This window comes from Clostridium sp. Marseille-Q5894 (assembly GCF_946902305.1).
Lineage (GTDB): Bacteria > Bacillota_I > Bacilli_A > Erysipelotrichales > Coprobacillaceae > Thomasclavelia.
The window spans coordinates 114136-130185 of sequence record NZ_CAMPPT010000006.1 but is presented as its reverse complement, the minus strand read 5'-3'; the positions used below and the strand labels follow the sequence as shown (position 1 = coordinate 130185).

At 26.7% G+C, this 16050-nt stretch carries 15 protein-coding genes; 12 read left to right on the top strand and 3 right to left on the bottom strand.

The genetic code is table 11. The annotated features are described in order from the left end of the window. Positions 1–120 precede the first annotated feature (120 nt). Positions 121–1380, bottom strand: coding sequence for an aspartate aminotransferase type Ic (locus OC535_RS10360; RefSeq protein WP_498823761.1), 1260 nt, complete (start codon positions 1378–1380; stop codon positions 121–123). A 241-nt stretch (positions 1381–1621) separates the two neighbouring features. Here OC535_RS10360 and OC535_RS10355 point away from each other — a divergent pair, with 241 nt between their 5' ends. The 9 genes from OC535_RS10355 to OC535_RS10315 all read left to right on the top strand — a co-directional run bounded on the left by OC535_RS10355 (position 1622) and on the right by OC535_RS10315 (position 13053). Next, a complete protein-coding gene (locus OC535_RS10355) occupies positions 1622–3124 on the top strand; it encodes a lipopolysaccharide biosynthesis protein (RefSeq protein ID WP_498823760.1) in 1503 nt (500 codons plus the stop codon). Between the two features lie 801 nt (positions 3125–3925). Next, complete coding sequence (locus tag OC535_RS10350) at positions 3926–4936, top strand: hypothetical protein (RefSeq protein WP_498823759.1); 1011 nt, start codon at positions 3926–3928, stop codon at positions 4934–4936. A 1353-nt stretch (positions 4937–6289) separates the two neighbouring features. Then, positions 6290–6619 carry a hypothetical protein gene (locus tag OC535_RS10345; protein ID WP_498823758.1) on the top strand — a complete coding sequence of 110 codons (330 nt, stop codon included), beginning with the start codon at positions 6290–6292 and terminating at the stop codon, positions 6617–6619. After that, the gene (gene vapD, locus OC535_RS10340; protein WP_498823757.1) at positions 6585–6920 is read left to right on the top strand and encodes a VapD family protein; all 336 of its coding nucleotides are present in this window, start codon (positions 6585–6587) and stop codon (positions 6918–6920) included. Before OC535_RS10345 ends, vapD begins: the two co-directional genes overlap by 35 nt. A gap of 504 nt (positions 6921–7424) precedes the next feature. Beyond that, positions 7425–7931 (top strand): ECF transporter S component, encoded by a 507-nt coding sequence (locus tag OC535_RS10335; protein WP_498823756.1) that lies wholly within the window; start codon positions 7425–7427, stop codon positions 7929–7931. Between the two features lie 571 nt (positions 7932–8502). Continuing rightward, the gene (locus OC535_RS10330; RefSeq protein WP_498823755.1) at positions 8503–9195 is read left to right on the top strand and encodes a transposase; all 693 of its coding nucleotides are present in this window, start codon (positions 8503–8505) and stop codon (positions 9193–9195) included. A gap of 817 nt (positions 9196–10012) precedes the next feature. Further along, complete coding sequence (locus tag OC535_RS10325; protein ID WP_498823754.1) at positions 10013–12544, top strand: autotransporter outer membrane beta-barrel domain-containing protein; 2532 nt, start codon at positions 10013–10015, stop codon at positions 12542–12544. A 20-nt stretch (positions 12545–12564) separates the two neighbouring features. After that, positions 12565–12687: a hypothetical protein gene (locus tag OC535_RS10320; protein ID WP_498823753.1), complete on the top strand. Its 123-nt coding sequence runs from the start codon at positions 12565–12567 to the stop codon at positions 12685–12687. Between the two features lie 75 nt (positions 12688–12762). Further along, on the top strand, positions 12763–13053 hold the full coding sequence (locus tag OC535_RS10315; RefSeq protein ID WP_498823752.1) for a hypothetical protein: 291 nt from the start codon (positions 12763–12765) through the stop codon (positions 13051–13053). 78 nt (positions 13054–13131) lie between these two features. Here OC535_RS10315 and OC535_RS10310 read toward each other — a convergent pair whose 3' ends face one another. Next, on the bottom strand, positions 13132–13872 hold the full coding sequence (locus OC535_RS10310) for a hypothetical protein (RefSeq protein ID WP_498823751.1): 741 nt from the start codon (positions 13870–13872) through the stop codon (positions 13132–13134). 192 nt (positions 13873–14064) lie between these two features. Continuing rightward, the gene (locus tag OC535_RS10305) at positions 14065–14379 is read right to left on the bottom strand and encodes a hypothetical protein (RefSeq protein WP_498823750.1); all 315 of its coding nucleotides are present in this window, start codon (positions 14377–14379) and stop codon (positions 14065–14067) included. 12 nt (positions 14380–14391) lie between these two features. Here OC535_RS10305 and OC535_RS10300 point away from each other — a divergent pair, with 12 nt between their 5' ends. From OC535_RS10300 to OC535_RS10290, 3 genes are all read left to right on the top strand, one after another. Continuing rightward, the gene (locus OC535_RS10300) at positions 14392–14559 is read left to right on the top strand and encodes a transposase (RefSeq protein WP_498823749.1); all 168 of its coding nucleotides are present in this window, start codon (positions 14392–14394) and stop codon (positions 14557–14559) included. Between the two features lie 70 nt (positions 14560–14629). After that, positions 14630–14875: a hypothetical protein gene (locus OC535_RS10295; protein ID WP_498823748.1), complete on the top strand. Its 246-nt coding sequence runs from the start codon at positions 14630–14632 to the stop codon at positions 14873–14875. 144 nt (positions 14876–15019) lie between these two features. Then, the gene (locus tag OC535_RS10290; RefSeq protein WP_227053411.1) at positions 15020–15916 is read left to right on the top strand and encodes a Fic family protein; all 897 of its coding nucleotides are present in this window, start codon (positions 15020–15022) and stop codon (positions 15914–15916) included. The last annotated feature ends 134 nt before the right edge of the window (positions 15917–16050 follow it).

Here is a 16050-nt window from a genome sequence, read left to right as displayed (position 1 = left end):
TTTGTATTAAAAAATATTCATTAGTATTTTCTATTGGTTGATTTAACAATTAAATATAAAAAAGGCAATAATTACAATAAGTGATTAATTGCCTTGAAGATAAAAAACTATAATTATTTATTAACGACTTAATAATTGCTCAACTGCAGCTATTTGTACACAAATACATAATAATGACATAGCTTTAGATAATTCATCAATTGTTGGATATGAAGGAGCAATTCTAATATTAGAGTCTTGAGGATCTTTTCCATATGGGAATGTTGCACCGATAGTTGTTAAAACGACTCCAGCTTCTTTACATAATTGACCAACTCTTTTAGCACAGCCAGGCATAACATCTAAACTAACAAAATAACCACCTTTAGGTTCATGCCATGAAGCAATCCCTTTATTAGCTAATTCGTTTTTTAAGTTGCTAATTACACAATCAAATTTAGGTTTTAAGATAGCAGCCTGTTTTTTCATGTGTGCTTTAATACTATCTACATCATTAAAAAACTTAAGGTGTCGTAACTGATTCATTTTATCTTGTGAGATTGATTGATAGAATAAACGTTTCTTTATATCTGAAATATTATTATCACTAGCTACAAGACAAGAAACTCCTCCTCCTGCAAATGTGATTTTTGATGTAGAAGCAACCATAATAACTAAATCTTCATTATTATGAAGTGGTAATTCATCAAAAATATTTAAAAGTGTATCCCCTTGTTCACTTAAATCATGAACACAGTAGGCATTATCATAAATAATTCTAAAATCTTTAGCAGCTGGCTTTAAAGCAGCTAAGGCTTTAACGACTTCATCGCTATAAGTAATTCCTTGTGGATTTGAATATTTTGGAACACAAAACATTCCTTTTACACTATCATCTTTGATCAATTCATTAATTACGTTAATATCAGGACCTGAACTAGTCATTGGAACATTAACCATTTCAATTCCAAAATGTTCACAAAAAGCAAAATGACGATCATATCCAGGAACTGGACATAAAAATTTTATATTTTGCTTTGACCATGGTTTACTGCCACAAACACCAAATAACATGGCTTGAGAAATATAATCATACATTAAAGTAAGACTAGATGTTCCACCGATAATAACATTATTTTCATTTACTTCTAATAGTTGAGAAAATAATTTACGTAATGAAGGTAGACCTTCTAATCCCCCATAATTACGACAATCGATACCATCGATAGTGTAATCTTTCATATTTAAAATGGACATTGATAAGTCTAATTGTTCACTGCATGGTTTACCTCGGGACATATCAAGTTTTAAATTTTGGGCTTTAAATTCCTGGTATTTTTGATCTAACGTTTTTTTTAAATCTAGTAGTTCATTTTTGTTCATTTCTGTAAATGCTTTCATTGATCTTCCCCCTATTGTTACACTGACTGAATTATTTTAACATTATATCTTATTTTTTCAAGACACTTTAGCTAAATTTATCAATATTTGTAAATGAATTTTTAGTTGTTTGAAAGGATAAATGGTAGGAATGATTTTATTAAATTAAATTATTAAAAATTTGATCTAATTAGTTTATGGTTTAAAAATGTACATGTTTGTGAATAATAAAAATGTCATAGAGTAAAGTACTACCAGAAATATGTTTTATGGTTTTCTTTCTCAAATAATTGTTTTAGTGGTCAATTTTGTTGTTAGAATATTTTTTATAAAATATCTAGGTGAAACTTATTTAGGTGTTAATGGATTATTTAGTAATATCTTATCCGTATTATCATTAGCAGAAATGGGATTTGGAACAGCAATGACATATAATTTATATAAACCTCTATCAAACAATGATGAAGATAAAATTTTATCATTGATGAAATTTTATGCGCGTGTATATCAATATATTGGTATATTTGTAGGAATAGCAGGTTTATTAATATTACCATTCCTTACCATGATTATTAATGATGCTAAGGGAATAGATAATATACATATTATTTATTTGATGTTTTTGGCAGATTCAGTAGTATCCTATTTTTTTGCATATAGACGTTCTATATTGAATGCTGATCAAAAAGCTTATGTTTGCTCTCAGTATAGATTTATATTTGTTATTGTAAAAAGTATTATACAAATAGCTATAATCATATTATTTCAAAACTTTTTACTATATTTATTTATTCAAATCTGTTGTACCTTTTGTGAAAATGTTTTTATCAGTAAAAAAGTATTGCAAATTTATCCATATTTAAAAAATAAAGATTTTACACCTTTGTCTAAGAATAATATAAATTTAATTAAAGAAGATGTAAAAGCTTTAGTTCTTTCAAAAGTAGCTGGAGTTGCATTAAATGGTACAGACAATATAATAATTTCTGCATTCACAAGTGTAAAAAATGTAGGAATATTATCAAATTATACATTGATTTCTGGATCTTTAACTATGGTTGTTTCACAGATTGGTTCCGCATTAACAGGAAGCTTGGGAAATTATATTGCGTCAGAAAGTACCGAGAAACACTATGATCTTTTTAAAAAAATAGATTTTATGTATTTTAATATTTATGCGTTTTGTTTTATATGCATGTTTATTCTTTATAATCCTTTCATTTCTGTCTTTTTTGGTGAAAAATATACTTTCCAATTATCAATAGTATTAGTATTTTGCTTAAATTATTTTATTGAAGGAATGTTGCAAAGTCTATGGACATTTAGAACAACGATGGGATTGTTTGTTCAAGGTAAATATAGACCTATATTTGCAGCAGGAATAAATATTGTAGTGTCTGTTATTTTAGCAAAACAAATTGGTGTAATTGGGGTTTTATTAGGAACAACTTTTTCTCGAGTGTTTGTTAACGCATGGTATGATCCGTATATAATTTTTAAACATGGATTAAAGATGAGTCCAAAGAAATATTATTTCAATTATTTTATTAGATTTATACAGGTTATATTAATTACATTATTTATTTCAATTATAAAGACTTATTTTTTTCCGACACATTTTTCAATATTATGGTTTATTTTATTATTAATATTTACTGTTGTTATTTCATTTATTGGCTTGATTGTCCCTAACATAAAGTCAAAAGAGTTAAGGTATTTTATAGATATTTTTAAATCATTTGTTTTAATCAGATTTAGACAATGATAAAAACTATTAATTTGAATAGTACAAATTAATAGTTTTAGAAAAATCAGAATTAAAATTATTATAATAAATGAAAAAGTTTATATGATTTAACCATAGATATTTATATATTTAGTGTTTATGAAATTAAAACTTTGCAAGTTGTTTTACTATATTGTTTTGGATTTTTAAAATGCTTTATTTTTAGAAAGACTTGTTAAGATATAAAATGGGAGATTATTATAAATTTAATTAATTTATAATCAAACAATCTAAGATTGTGTAAAAATGGCAATTATAATGATGCTTGTGTAGGGTTTATAAAAGCTAAGCTTTGTTTGAAACTAAATGTTATGATGCTAGTATATATTTAGGTCCAGCTAAATAAAGAAATTTCAGTAGAGTAACAACAGTATTGATTAATATAGATGTAATCTATATTAATCAATAATCAAATTATAGATAAATAAGAGGTAAAGTTATATGAGACTAAATAATTATGAATCTGGATTTTTCAAATGTAGAAGTTAAATAGAAAAAATTTCTATTTAACTGGTACTTTTTCTTGACATAGTACCATTATTTATTAGAAGATATATAAAAAGAAATAGATCTATATTATTTTATGCCAAAAACAAATATGAGTATATCTATTGACTAGATAGAATACTAAGGATAGAGGTAATCATTGAGTAATATAATAATGAAAATATATATTTGTATGATTGATTTATTTCTATCATAGTAATAAGTTTTAATGGATGTTGTTAAATGAAGTAATATATTTTTATTTAAAGTAATTTATTATAATGAGGGACTATTATGGAAGAAGATGAAGATATTAGTATGAATAAATTAAATCTAAATAAAGAACAAAAAATAAAAGTTATAATAGTTCTTGTAGCTATTATTACTGTAGGATTTTTAATATTCTTTTTTTGGCGAGAAGATCAGATTAAAAAGGAAATAGATGTTCATTATACTCAAATGGAAGAAGAAATGGAATCCTTAACCAAAGAAAAACAACAGTTAGAAAATGATTTATCAAATTTAGAGAAAAATTATAATAATGAGACTCAGGGAATTAGTAGTCTAGCCTTTTTATTTACTGATTTAAATGAAAATATTTATACAGATATTTATCCTTTAATGAAAGAACATGAGTTTGTTGGAATGTTGACATTATCTCCAACAATTTTTCCAGGACAAGATAATTGTTTAAGCTTGGAACAGTTTAATGAATTAATGCAAATGGGGTGGCAATGCTGTTTAAAATGGGATGAAAGCGAAGATATCGATAAATGGTTAGAATCTTGTAAGGCTGTCGCAAAGAAAGCAGGGATTGGGTTACCAGAAGTTGTATACTTTCCTGAAAATTCTTATCGAAGTGAGTATAATGGGAATCTTATGAAACAAGGAATCTCTATAATTGTTCATCATGGTGAGGAAGAATTAACATTAACCACTTTAGAATCAAAAGATAATTTTTGGTATTTAGGAGCAATACCATGGAATCGTGACGGGGCTAGTTCTATGTTATCTAATGTAATAAATCAAAAAGGATATATATTATTTACTATTGGTTCAGATTCATCAAAGGAAAGTTATAAAAGAAATCGTTTTAATTCGATGTTAACAAAAATTAATAACTTTTCTAAAGCAAATAACATTTTTGTAAGTAGTCTTTTGGATGTAAGAGAGTATCGTAAAGAACTGGAAAATAAACGTGCAAGTCTTGAAAATAATTTTATTTCTCAAAAAGAAGATTTAGAAACAAAAATTTCTGAGTTAGATAAAAAAATAGATAGTATTTATGATAAATATCTAAAATAAATTTTGATTACAGATGTATTAAGTATAAAAATATTAAAATTGAATTAACAAGAAGTTTATTAAATATGATTTGGTAAATGTAAATACAATTTTTTTATATAAATAATGCTTTATGAACATGAAAAATTTTTTAGTTAATTTTCAATAATCTTTTATGTGTTGTTTATTAATTAAGAATTGTTATCTTTTTTGAATTCTTTTATCATAATTATTTATTGATTCAGGACGATTTATTTAGCTTTTTATAAACTGTTTTTTCTAAAAATCATAATATAAGATTGTCTGTATTTTAATATAAGCAGACAATTTTTTGCTATTTTATTATCTATCCTAATAATGTATTGTAAATTCTCTATAATTCACACACTAACAAACCTCACTTTTTTATGAGATAATAACGTTGTCTTAAAAAAGGAGGTTTTCTATTATGAGTAATGAAATTAATTGGAATCAAATACTAGAGGAATTTGATCAGTTACCTTGTCATGAATCTATCTAATCATTTTGTTCAAAAAACATATAGAAATTAGTGAACTTACAAAATAAAAGGCTCTTCAAGGGCCAGTGAGTGTGTTGTTCAGGTATATAGTAAGCACAACAAGATGTTTTTATAGAATAAATTATGATTTATTTTTGACGTTCTATGGTACAACCAGTTTGGAAACCTTTTATTGTTAACTCAAGGCTTTGAGCGGTATAATTTCTAAATTTAAAGTTATATAACAGTAAAGTATAAAATTCAGAAACAAAATCAGGTTCTAAACTAAATACACTTATATCTAAATCAGATAAAATATTACTAATTATATAAATTGTTACAAATTTTTTATTAAGATATAAATCTTTAGAGGCATATAAATATATTATTTCAGGATTAAAAAAGAATATTTTAATCGATGAAAATTTTCAAAATAGAATTTGGGCTATAATAAAAAATGAATTCAGTCAAATGAAAGAAGAACAAATTATTTTATTACTAAGAAATTAAATAATTAATTAGGGTGTAATGGATAATTCAATTTCAATAAAATTAATTTTAAAAATTGATAATGATATTGTAAAGAAAACATATAATAAAGACGTTAATAATTTTTCAAATCTAAATAATAAAAAAAATCTGCAGTTATTATAAGAGAGGGGATACCTGATCAAATTGTAATCGATGATGATTTCTTGGTTGCAGGTGTGGTATAATTTTTATTATGAATTGTTGAATTTATTTAAAAAATTAAACGAGAGTATAAAGTTTGAAGTAAAAACACTTTTATCAAAGTATATAATAATGAAGGATAAATATCGTATTGTAAAGATAGACCGATTTAGGTATTATATACTTGATAGGAAGTGATAAAGATGATGATGGAAATTGTTCTAAGTGAAGAAAAGGCTGAAATAAATAATGTTGATATTAATGAATGTTATAATAAAATAGACAGATATTTTATTAGTAGAGGTGTTAAAAAAACAGGTATCGGTTTTTATAAAGGAACAAATAAAGATTTTAGTACTTTTGCTTGTGCACAAACTGGTTTTCCTAACAGTGAGTGGTTTTTAAAGGTAGTAGAAAAATGGTATTGCTGGTATGAAGGCGATACGATAGAATATCGAGAAGATGCATTAGAATCATATTATCGAATAAAGAATAGATATGCAAATTTCTTCAAAAAGCAGAAAAGCAATTAATTTTGATTTAAATGATAGTCTTCTAAAAAAATATTATCCTTCAAAAAATTATAAGAATGGCTGGAGAGATATTAAAAAATTTTTTGAAAAAAGTAATTTTGTACATCGTCAGTACTCAGGATATGTTTCTATAAATGAAATAAGCATAGCAGAAGTAGGAAATATAGTTGGAAAGATGGCTAGAAAGTGGTACTGGCTTAGTAAAAGTGTCATGCAGTTTGATGTAACTAATGTTGGAGAAGAATACAGTTTTTTAGAAAAAATTGAAAACGAAACTAGGTTGGGTAAAAATGAGTTTTAATAACTCATTTTTATTAATAAAAAAAGTTAAAAATGAAATAGTAATGAAAAAAGTATATCCTAATAAATATTGAATGGCATATATTCGAAAATTTTCAATCTTAAAAATGTTTGAGATTAAATATTAAAATGGAGTTGAATAGCTTATTTATGTCCAATTTTTAAATAATGATGGGGATAAAAAACAGTCTCTTAATATATTGTTTTTATAGATAATTTTATATTGATCATCAATTTAATTATAACAAACTGTCCTTAAAAAAATACATAAATTGTATATTTTAAAATGTATAGATGTTTGATATGATGGAGAACAAGTAAAGGGGTATATAAGTGTGAAAAAAATTTGTTATTAATCGAAGAATATAAAGATATTAAGAATATTACTTATGATAAAAACAAATCGTATAATAATAGTCTAAATTGATTTTGATTAATAGTAAATTTAGATTTTAATCACATGTTTGTGTTCGACCGATGGAGGCGGACGGAAATGGAGGAATATATGAAAAAAGGATTAACAACAAAGAAAATGGTTTTGACAGGATTAGGGATTGCAATTGTTTTTATTGCAACATTATTTATTAAAATACCAAATACCTTAGATGGTTATTTTAATTTAGGTGATGGATTTATTTTATTGTTTGCATCCATCCTTAATCCATTTTTAGCTTTTTTAGTTGGTGGATTAGGAAGTGCTTTGGCAGATGTTGCTGGTGGGTATGCTTATTATTTTATTCCAACATTGTTCATCAAGGGATTAGTGGGGATCGTTGTTTCTTATTTGATTCAAAGATTTGGCAAGAAAGCTCAAATACCAGCATATGTGCTGGGGGCAGTTATTATGGTAGTAGGATACTTTTTAGCAAAATGGTATCTAAAAGGAAGTGCTGCTATTGCATTAACAGGAATACCAGAAAATATTTTTCAATCAGGTATAGGTATTATTGTTGCGTTAATTTGTTATCCAATTGTGAATCGATATAATAAAAAATTAAACAAAAGAAGATAAGAAATAATGGTTATTTAATATTAACTTTAGTTAGTAATGTTGTTTTAGAAATAGATAATGATTATTGTATCTGCTAATATTTTTTCCAATGATTGTTACTATTTACAGTCTAAATGGAAATAGAAAAAGTTAATTCACAAATTTTAAAATATAAAATCTTTATATTTTATGTTCTGAGAGCTGTTTGCTTGAACAATGTCATTAGGTTAAGGTTTTTTTGATTAGAGAATCTCAAAATCAAATTTGAGTTTCTTTTTTTTTGCGTTTTTTGATGCAAACTGTTGACAAACTATCTCAAGATTATAGAGAATTTCTTTTTAATCCTGATAAAGATTTTACCAGAAATAGAAAACTTCCTTTTAAATCATTAATTAAATTTATTCTATGGATGGAAGCTGGATCAATTAAAGATGAACTTTATAACAATTTTGATTTGAATATTAATAATTCATCTGCTTCAGCTTTTGTGCAGCAGAGATGTAAGATTAAATATCAAGCTTTTTAATGGCTCTTTGAATCATTTAATTCAAAAACATATAAAAGTCAAAATAATTTATATAAAGGATATAGATTGCTTGCGGTTGATGGATGCTCAGTACCGATTAGATTTGATATTGATGATAAAATAACTTATTTTGTAAATCAAAAGAGTGCCAAAAGGTATAATGCGTATCATTTAAATGCATCATATGATTTAATGGAACATACATATGATGAGGAGCATCCAAAGATGAAAATAAATAAGGCTTTTCGTAAACTGGTAGATAGATATAATGGAATACAAGCTATATTTATCAATAATAAAGGTTATGAATCATACAATAATTTTGAACATGTTGTACATTCTGGCAATAAATACCTTACTCGAGTAAGAGATATTACATCTAAGCAGTGCATGACTCAAACTTTAGGACCATATCCTGATCAGGATGAATTTGATATTGATGTTTTTAGAATGCTTACTCTAAAACAGACAAAAACAATCAAAGCCTGCCCACAACTGTTTAGGGTCCTATCAAATAAATCACAATTTGATTATATGAAGAAAGATAATCTATTTTATGAATTCAACTGTGGAATTGTAAAATTCAAAATAACAGATGATACATATGAATGTATTATAACTAATTTGGATAGAGATGAATTTCCTGCTAAAGAAGTAAAAAAACTCTATAATATGCGCTGGGGAATCGAAACTTCATTTAAAGAACTAAAATATGCTGTAGATTTGAATGCTTTTCATTCCAAAAAAATAATTCTATAAAGCAGGAAATATATGAAAGATTGCTTTTCTATAATTTTACAGAAAGAATTATGAGACAGATAAAACCAAAAACTTCTAAAAAGGAGAGAAAATATTCATATCAAATCAATTTTACTAGGGCTTTTCATAATATAAGAGAATTCTTGAAATACAAAAAAGGTGGAAAACATCCACCTGATATCGAATCAACCATAGCTAAAGAAATAGAACCTATCAGACCAGGTCGCTCTAGCCCCCGCAATGTTAGATGTAGACCAGCTGAATACTTTATTTATAGACTTGATTGACATATATAATTATATATTTTTGACAATGTAGTATCAATACTACACTTTTTCGTGTATAAAAAATTAAAATCAGAGATAAAACATACAACGTTTTTATCTCTGGTTTATTTAATGTCAAATTAACTTAATGACATTGTTTGCTTGAACAGCTCTTTTTTCTTTGCTGTTTAATAGTATTTGATCATCTTGGCTAGATCTAATATGAATTTTTATGAGTTTTACTGTCAGGAAATCTTAGAAAATGAAGTGTTGCGAAAGGAAATCAGGAGACTTAAACAGATCAATCAGTCTTTGACGAATCAGTTGGATTTTCATAAACAATCTCCCATAAATGAGAGAACAGTTTAACATATTTTTTGATAATGTTCTAACTAGTTGTAACATTATCATATTTGAATCAGAGGGACTGTAACTTAAAGAATTCTTTCTTGACAAATACCTACCTGGGGAATACAATGAAAGGTATAAATACTTACATTCTTTTGTTTATGTTATGTAATGTGGTCAATTTATACGAGGAGGAGAAAGTGATGAGAATAAAAAATAAATTTACAAAAATATTAAGCTTATTTCTTGTAATAACGATGGTTTTTTCTTTGTGTGTAAGTATTCATGCGGGGGATAGCTTAAATGTAAAAGCATTAGAAGGGGAGAACGATTCAACTACTAATTATGTTGCTAATATTGGGGGTACTGAATATCCAACTCTAGAAGAGGCAGTTGAAAAGGTACAAAGTGGTGAAACTATTAAATTAATGAGTAATATTGAATTAGTGGATGTTATAAGATTTAAAACAAATAATGTTACTTTAGATTTAAATGGATATACTATATCACAAGCTGATCAATCAGACAATGACAGTTTCTTTTTACGTAATGAAAGCTTGTTGACGATTTGTGATACGTCACTTGAGAGTACAGGTAGAATTAAAAGTGAAAAAATTACAATTTATTCTACAGGGTCTTTGAATATTGAGTCAGGAACAATTGAAAATACTGGAAATAAACATGCTGTTTATATGAATGGATATGGTTTATTAAATGTAACTGGTGGAAAAATTACTAGTGCTAGTAATGGTATTAGAACAGATAAAAATTATAATGGTACTATTACTATCGATGGTGGTGAAATAGCTGCTGGTATTGCTGTATATGCAGAAGCTGGAACTGTAGCAATTAATGGTGGAAAAGTTCAAGGGAACTCATTTGGATTAAATATTGAAAATGTAAAATTAAGTGTAACGAATGGTACTATTACAACTACTGGAAGTGACGTTATTCGTGTTCATGGAAATACTACAGTAGATATTACTGGTGGAAATATTGAAGGAAATCGTGCAAGTATTAATGCTACTTACACTAATGATGATGGTGAAAATTCTATTGCGATAAATATTAAAGGTGGTAATTTTACTAATACAAACATTGACCATCCTATAGTAGCTGGAGGACGTGCTGATGATACTACTACTACCAATGCTAATAAAATTAAAATATTAATATCAGGTGGTATATTTAATCATAAGCCAAGTTATAGCTATTTAGCTCCTGGATATACAATTGCTGGAGAAGAAGGTGCTTGGAAAGTTACTAATTTTGCAGCTGAAGTAGTTAATGCAAGTGAAGGAGAACAAAAATATTATCAAACATTACAAAATGCTATTGCTGGTGGTAAAAAAGTAAAATTATTAGGAGATATAACAGAATGTATTACTATTCCTGCAAATAAAGAAATAATTTTAGATTTGAATGGATATACATTAACAGGTGTTAAAGATAGTAAAGGTAAGATGGGAAATGTTCTTACTAATAATGGAACATTGACAATTACAGATTCTAGTGATACTAAAACTGGAACAATTATGGGTGGTACAGATACTGGTGAAGAAACTGTTGGTCGTGGTGGTATCGCTCTAGTTAATAACGGTACTTGTACAATTAAAGATGGTAATATTAAACGTGGTGATAATGATACTTTTGGTAACTACACGATCCAAAATAATGGAGATTTAACTGTTAATGGTGGTACTATTAGTAATAATTCTAATGTGAGCTCACTATTAGTTAATAGTGAAAGAGTAAATGAAAATGCTACATTAACAATAAACGGTGGTACTATAAGTCAGCCAGATGGTATTGCTGTTAAAAACGAATCTGGACTTACTATAATTACTGGTGGTGAAATATATTCTGACAAGAGTTATGCATTACAATGCTGGACAAACACTGAAGTTACAGGTGGTATAATTGCAGGTTCAGTTGTTGTCTTTACTTATGATGATAGTACAGCAGAATTGAATATAACTGGTGGTACAATTGGTCGTGGAGATGGAGATTATATTAGAGCATGGAATTATTATGATAATGGTCCTGCAGAAAATGCACCTGTTCTTAAAATCTCTAAAGACGCTGTAGTTAAAGGGGAATTACAGGCAATTGAAAGTAAGAGTAATGGTGAAAATTACATTTGTAAAGATGATAAAGTTGCTTCAATCAAGGTATCAGGTGGTACATTTGATAGAGTGGTGCCTGATTATGCATGTGCAAATGGATTTGTATCTCAAATAGCTGATGATGGAAATTATACAATGAAGTCTGCTGTTTCTATAAAGTATATTGGTGGGTCATTATTGACAAAAGATACTTTTGAAAAAGTAAATATGCGTTTTTCATATACATTTGCTCTTCCAGAAGGATGTACTATTGATAATGTTGAATTGTATTGGAATTGGGGAACTAGTGAAGATAATTTAAATAGAACAGTTACTGCTACAAAATGGAGTGAAAATGGAGATGGAACTTACACAGCTAATCTAGTTATCAATAATGTACCAGTTATTAATGGTGGTTATGAAAGATCTATTTATGCTCAATTTGTAGCGACATGTGAGGATGCAGTTCCAATTGATGTTAAGCAAAATATAGGTGATGTAAATAAACAATCTGCTAAAACTGTAGCTCATAGCATGCTTCTATCTAATTCAATCACTGAAGAACAAAAAACATATATAGAACAATTGATTAGTACATATGAAAATCAAAATTCTGATGAAACAGAATAGTATAGAAAAGAGGAAAGTTTATGAAACAAAAAGATTTGTATGAAGAACCTAATTTAGAGATTGTTTTTATAGATGAAAGTGTTATTACGACAAGTGAATTACCTGGACCAGGTGATAATGAAGATGATTTTGGAGAATGGTAATTTTATATGATAAAAGAGATGTATTATTCATCTCTTTTTGTTTAATTTTTATTAAAAGTAAAAGGGGGTAAGCAAATGATAGTGAAAAACAGAAGAATAATAGTAGGTGTTATTGTTATAGTTGCAGGATTGGTAATAGTGCTTTTGTTTATGAACTTTAAAAGTAGTAATATCTCTATTGATTCTAATAACATTGAAAATAAAGTTGAAACAAAGAATAATAAGCAATCAGATCAAAATATTCAAAAGGAAAATGATGAAACGACATCAGATATAAAATTGAATCCTCATCAAGAGATACATGAATCAGATGACGATCAAACAGATCCTGGTCAAGCTGATACGGAAGTAGAGTTTGAAGAGTAATTAGTTATGAATTTATTGGTATATAAAAAGTGGTTCAAAATAACCACTTTTTGTGTGTAAGATAATTTATTGCATACATTATTCGTTTTTATTGATTTTAAACTCATCATAAGATAAATTTGTTAAAGCTTCAAAGCTACTTTTTACAGCTTCTTCAGATATATCACATTCTAGTGTATAGAAAGGAACCTCTTTTATAAATTGATTAATGCAATCAAATATATAGTTCATAGAAGTAGAATCTGTTGATAAGTATACTTGTTTCATTAATTTAAAAAAATGTTTATTGATATCAATTATTTTTGTGGTATTGCTCTTTCCTTGGGTTATAAAACATACACCATTTAATCTAGTTCTACGATTTTTATGCCATCTTTCTTTACCGCACCATGGCGTACCGTATGCATATATTTTATCATTTTCAATAGATAATATTGGTTTATCGCCATTAACTATATCAACATGCTTACCAAGATATTTTTTCCATAATTTAATATGAGTACTTTTACCAGTGCCACTAGGAGCAATAAACATAAATCCCATTTCATCATATGTTATGACAGCTCCATGCATAAGAAACCGGTTATATAATGGGATTTTTTCGGCAATTAGACGATAAACTGTTAAACTCTCAATATATCCGATATTAAAATCATTAAAATTCTTTTTTTCTTTCATTAATTCATTTTCATTAACTGTTATTTCAAAATCAAATTGTTTTCCTTCAACGATATAATCTTGACACATATTAAAACAATAATGATAATAACAATTTATTTGAATTCGTAAATTTGCTAATTTAATAATAAATTTATACATAAATAATCATCTCATTTCTTTATTTGATTTTAACATAATTCTTTTGAAATAAAAACTTATGGGATATTATTTATTGCTTTCCAATAAATCATATTCCATAAGTAAGAGGTGAATTGTTTTTTGTTGAGAATTATGTTAACATATCTAACCTGGCTTTAGCGGTTTTAAATAAAAAAGGTGCTAATTCGTCAATTATCGAGTTTGCATCATTTTTATTTGTTTATCTGTAAGATAATAATTTGTAATTGACTGGTTTAATATTACAGCTAGATTAGTAATTAATTTTGAAGATCTTAGCATATTAATATATCTGTTTTCATTGATTTTAACGATTTTGAATTCTTTCATGAATCGGCATATTTCATTTGCAGAATATGAATTGTTTAGTACTTTGAATTGAAGCAGTCTTGTCAACAGCACAGTTGTATAACATATAAAGAAATACCCTTTGATACTGTTTTCTTTTTGTAAGTATACTGGTCTGGCATCCAGTTCACTTTTTATCATCTTGAGCTTACTATGGAAGAAGCAGCAAATAATTTTGGAATCTCATTGAGTTCTATTCATCGCTGGATCAAAGAATATTCATCAAACAATGATGATGAAAGTAAGGTATTTAGGGGTTCTGGTAATTATTCCAGTGATGATGCAAAAGAACTGACAAGATTAAAAAAAACAAGGATTTAAGAGATGCTGTTGAAATATTAAAAAAGGCTATGAACATTCTCAACAGCCAGTAAGTGTTCTTTATAGAGCATTGAATGATTATATTAAAAAAACAGCAGATTCAGATAAAGTTTCGATTAGAGCAGTAAGCAAAATATTAAATATTTCCAGAAGCGGTTTTAAATCATGGAAACATCGTAAAAAGTCCCATCAGCAATTGCATAAAGAACGAATCAAAGAAATGATTTTAACTTGGTACTATGTCAAGAAAAAGTACCAGGATGTAAAAAGGAGCAATTTAACTTTTTTTGGAAATTCTTGTATAAGAATAAGATAAGAAGTGATTATTAAGAATTATTAGGTTATTTTATAAATTTAAATAATATAATATATATTATTTTGATTCTTAAAAATGATATAATAAAATCGATGATTTAAAATAAATAGAAATTTCTTTTTATAGTTGGTTAATGGAGGGAATATGCAAAATTATAATGAAAAGTATGAAGAATTTAAGTATGAAATAATATCTGAAACAGAAGATGGAAAGCTTAAACAATTATATTGGAATATTGCGTTTGGATTGCAGGAAGTTGACAACCTTAAACCATCAAAATATATGATAGATTTAGCTACGGAAAATATTAATGGGAAAAAAACATATGATGATGTAGAAAAAGAAATTAAGGAATATTATAACGTCCGTCCTGAATCAAAAAATAATCTAAGTGAACAAGAGGCTGATATAGTTTCAGTTAGGCTGGTTCAGCTTTTAAGTGATAACTCATTTAGATTTGATTATAATACTTACCGTATATATCATAAGTATTTATTTGACGGTCTTGATATAGGCATTTCAAGAAAATATATAGGTAACTTTAGAGATTATAATATATCTAAATCGGAACCAATTATAAATGGTGCTTCAGTTGCATATACTAATCATTTTTTAATAAAAGATACATTGAAATATGATTTTAATGAAGAAAGAAATTATGACTATTCTAATAAGTCTACTGATGAAATAGTATCACATCTTGTAGCTTTTACATCAAATGTATGGCAAATACATCCTTTTGGAGAAGGAAATACAAGAACAACTGCTTTATTTATTCAAAAGTATATTCAGTATCTTGGCTTGGGAAAAATGAATAATGAAATATTTAAAGATAATTCGAAGTATTTTCGAAATGCTCTTGTTAGGGCAAACTATCGTGATATAAGTATAGATGTATATGAAGATAAAAGCTTTTTATATAAATTTTTCTCCAACCTTTTGTTAAAGACAAATTATGTGCTGGATAATGAAGAATTGTATATAGATAAAAATGAGAAAGAAAAAATTATCGATTCAGATGAACATGATGTTGAATTATAAATAATTAAATAACTATGTAAAAAGAGGCAGTAAGCCAATGTCATTAAGTTAAAATAACATTAGCTTATTGCCTCTTTTTTTATAATATTATCATAGTCATAACTGTTGTCAATGATCTATTATATCCTATCTTC

Excerpts from the sequence above, each read along its gene's own strand:
- OC535_RS10360 (WP_498823761.1), bottom strand. The coding sequence starts at position 1,380 with ATGAAAGCATTTACAGAAATGAACAAAAATGAACTACTAGATTTAAAA.
- OC535_RS10355 (WP_498823760.1), top strand. The coding sequence starts at position 1,622 with ATGTTTTATGGTTTTCTTTCTCAAATAATTGTTTTAGTGGTCAATTTT.
- OC535_RS10350 (WP_498823759.1), top strand. The coding sequence starts at position 3,926 with ATGGAAGAAGATGAAGATATTAGTATGAATAAATTAAATCTAAATAAA.
- OC535_RS10345 (WP_498823758.1), top strand. The coding sequence starts at position 6,290 with ATGATGATGGAAATTGTTCTAAGTGAAGAAAAGGCTGAAATAAATAAT.
- vapD (WP_498823757.1), top strand. The coding sequence starts at position 6,585 with ATGCAAATTTCTTCAAAAAGCAGAAAAGCAATTAATTTTGATTTAAAT.
- OC535_RS10335 (WP_498823756.1), top strand. The coding sequence starts at position 7,425 with ATGAAAAAAGGATTAACAACAAAGAAAATGGTTTTGACAGGATTAGGG.
- OC535_RS10325 (WP_498823754.1), top strand. The coding sequence starts at position 10,013 with ATGAGAATAAAAAATAAATTTACAAAAATATTAAGCTTATTTCTTGTA.
- OC535_RS10320 (WP_498823753.1), top strand. The coding sequence starts at position 12,565 with ATGAAACAAAAAGATTTGTATGAAGAACCTAATTTAGAGATTGTTTTT.
- OC535_RS10315 (WP_498823752.1), top strand. The coding sequence starts at position 12,763 with ATGATAGTGAAAAACAGAAGAATAATAGTAGGTGTTATTGTTATAGTT.
- OC535_RS10310 (WP_498823751.1), bottom strand. The coding sequence starts at position 13,872 with ATGTATAAATTTATTATTAAATTAGCAAATTTACGAATTCAAATAAAT.
- OC535_RS10305 (WP_498823750.1), bottom strand. The coding sequence starts at position 14,379 with ATGATAAAAAGTGAACTGGATGCCAGACCAGTATACTTACAAAAAGAA.
- OC535_RS10300 (WP_498823749.1), top strand. The coding sequence starts at position 14,392 with ATGGAAGAAGCAGCAAATAATTTTGGAATCTCATTGAGTTCTATTCAT.
- OC535_RS10290 (WP_227053411.1), top strand. The coding sequence starts at position 15,020 with ATGCAAAATTATAATGAAAAGTATGAAGAATTTAAGTATGAAATAATA.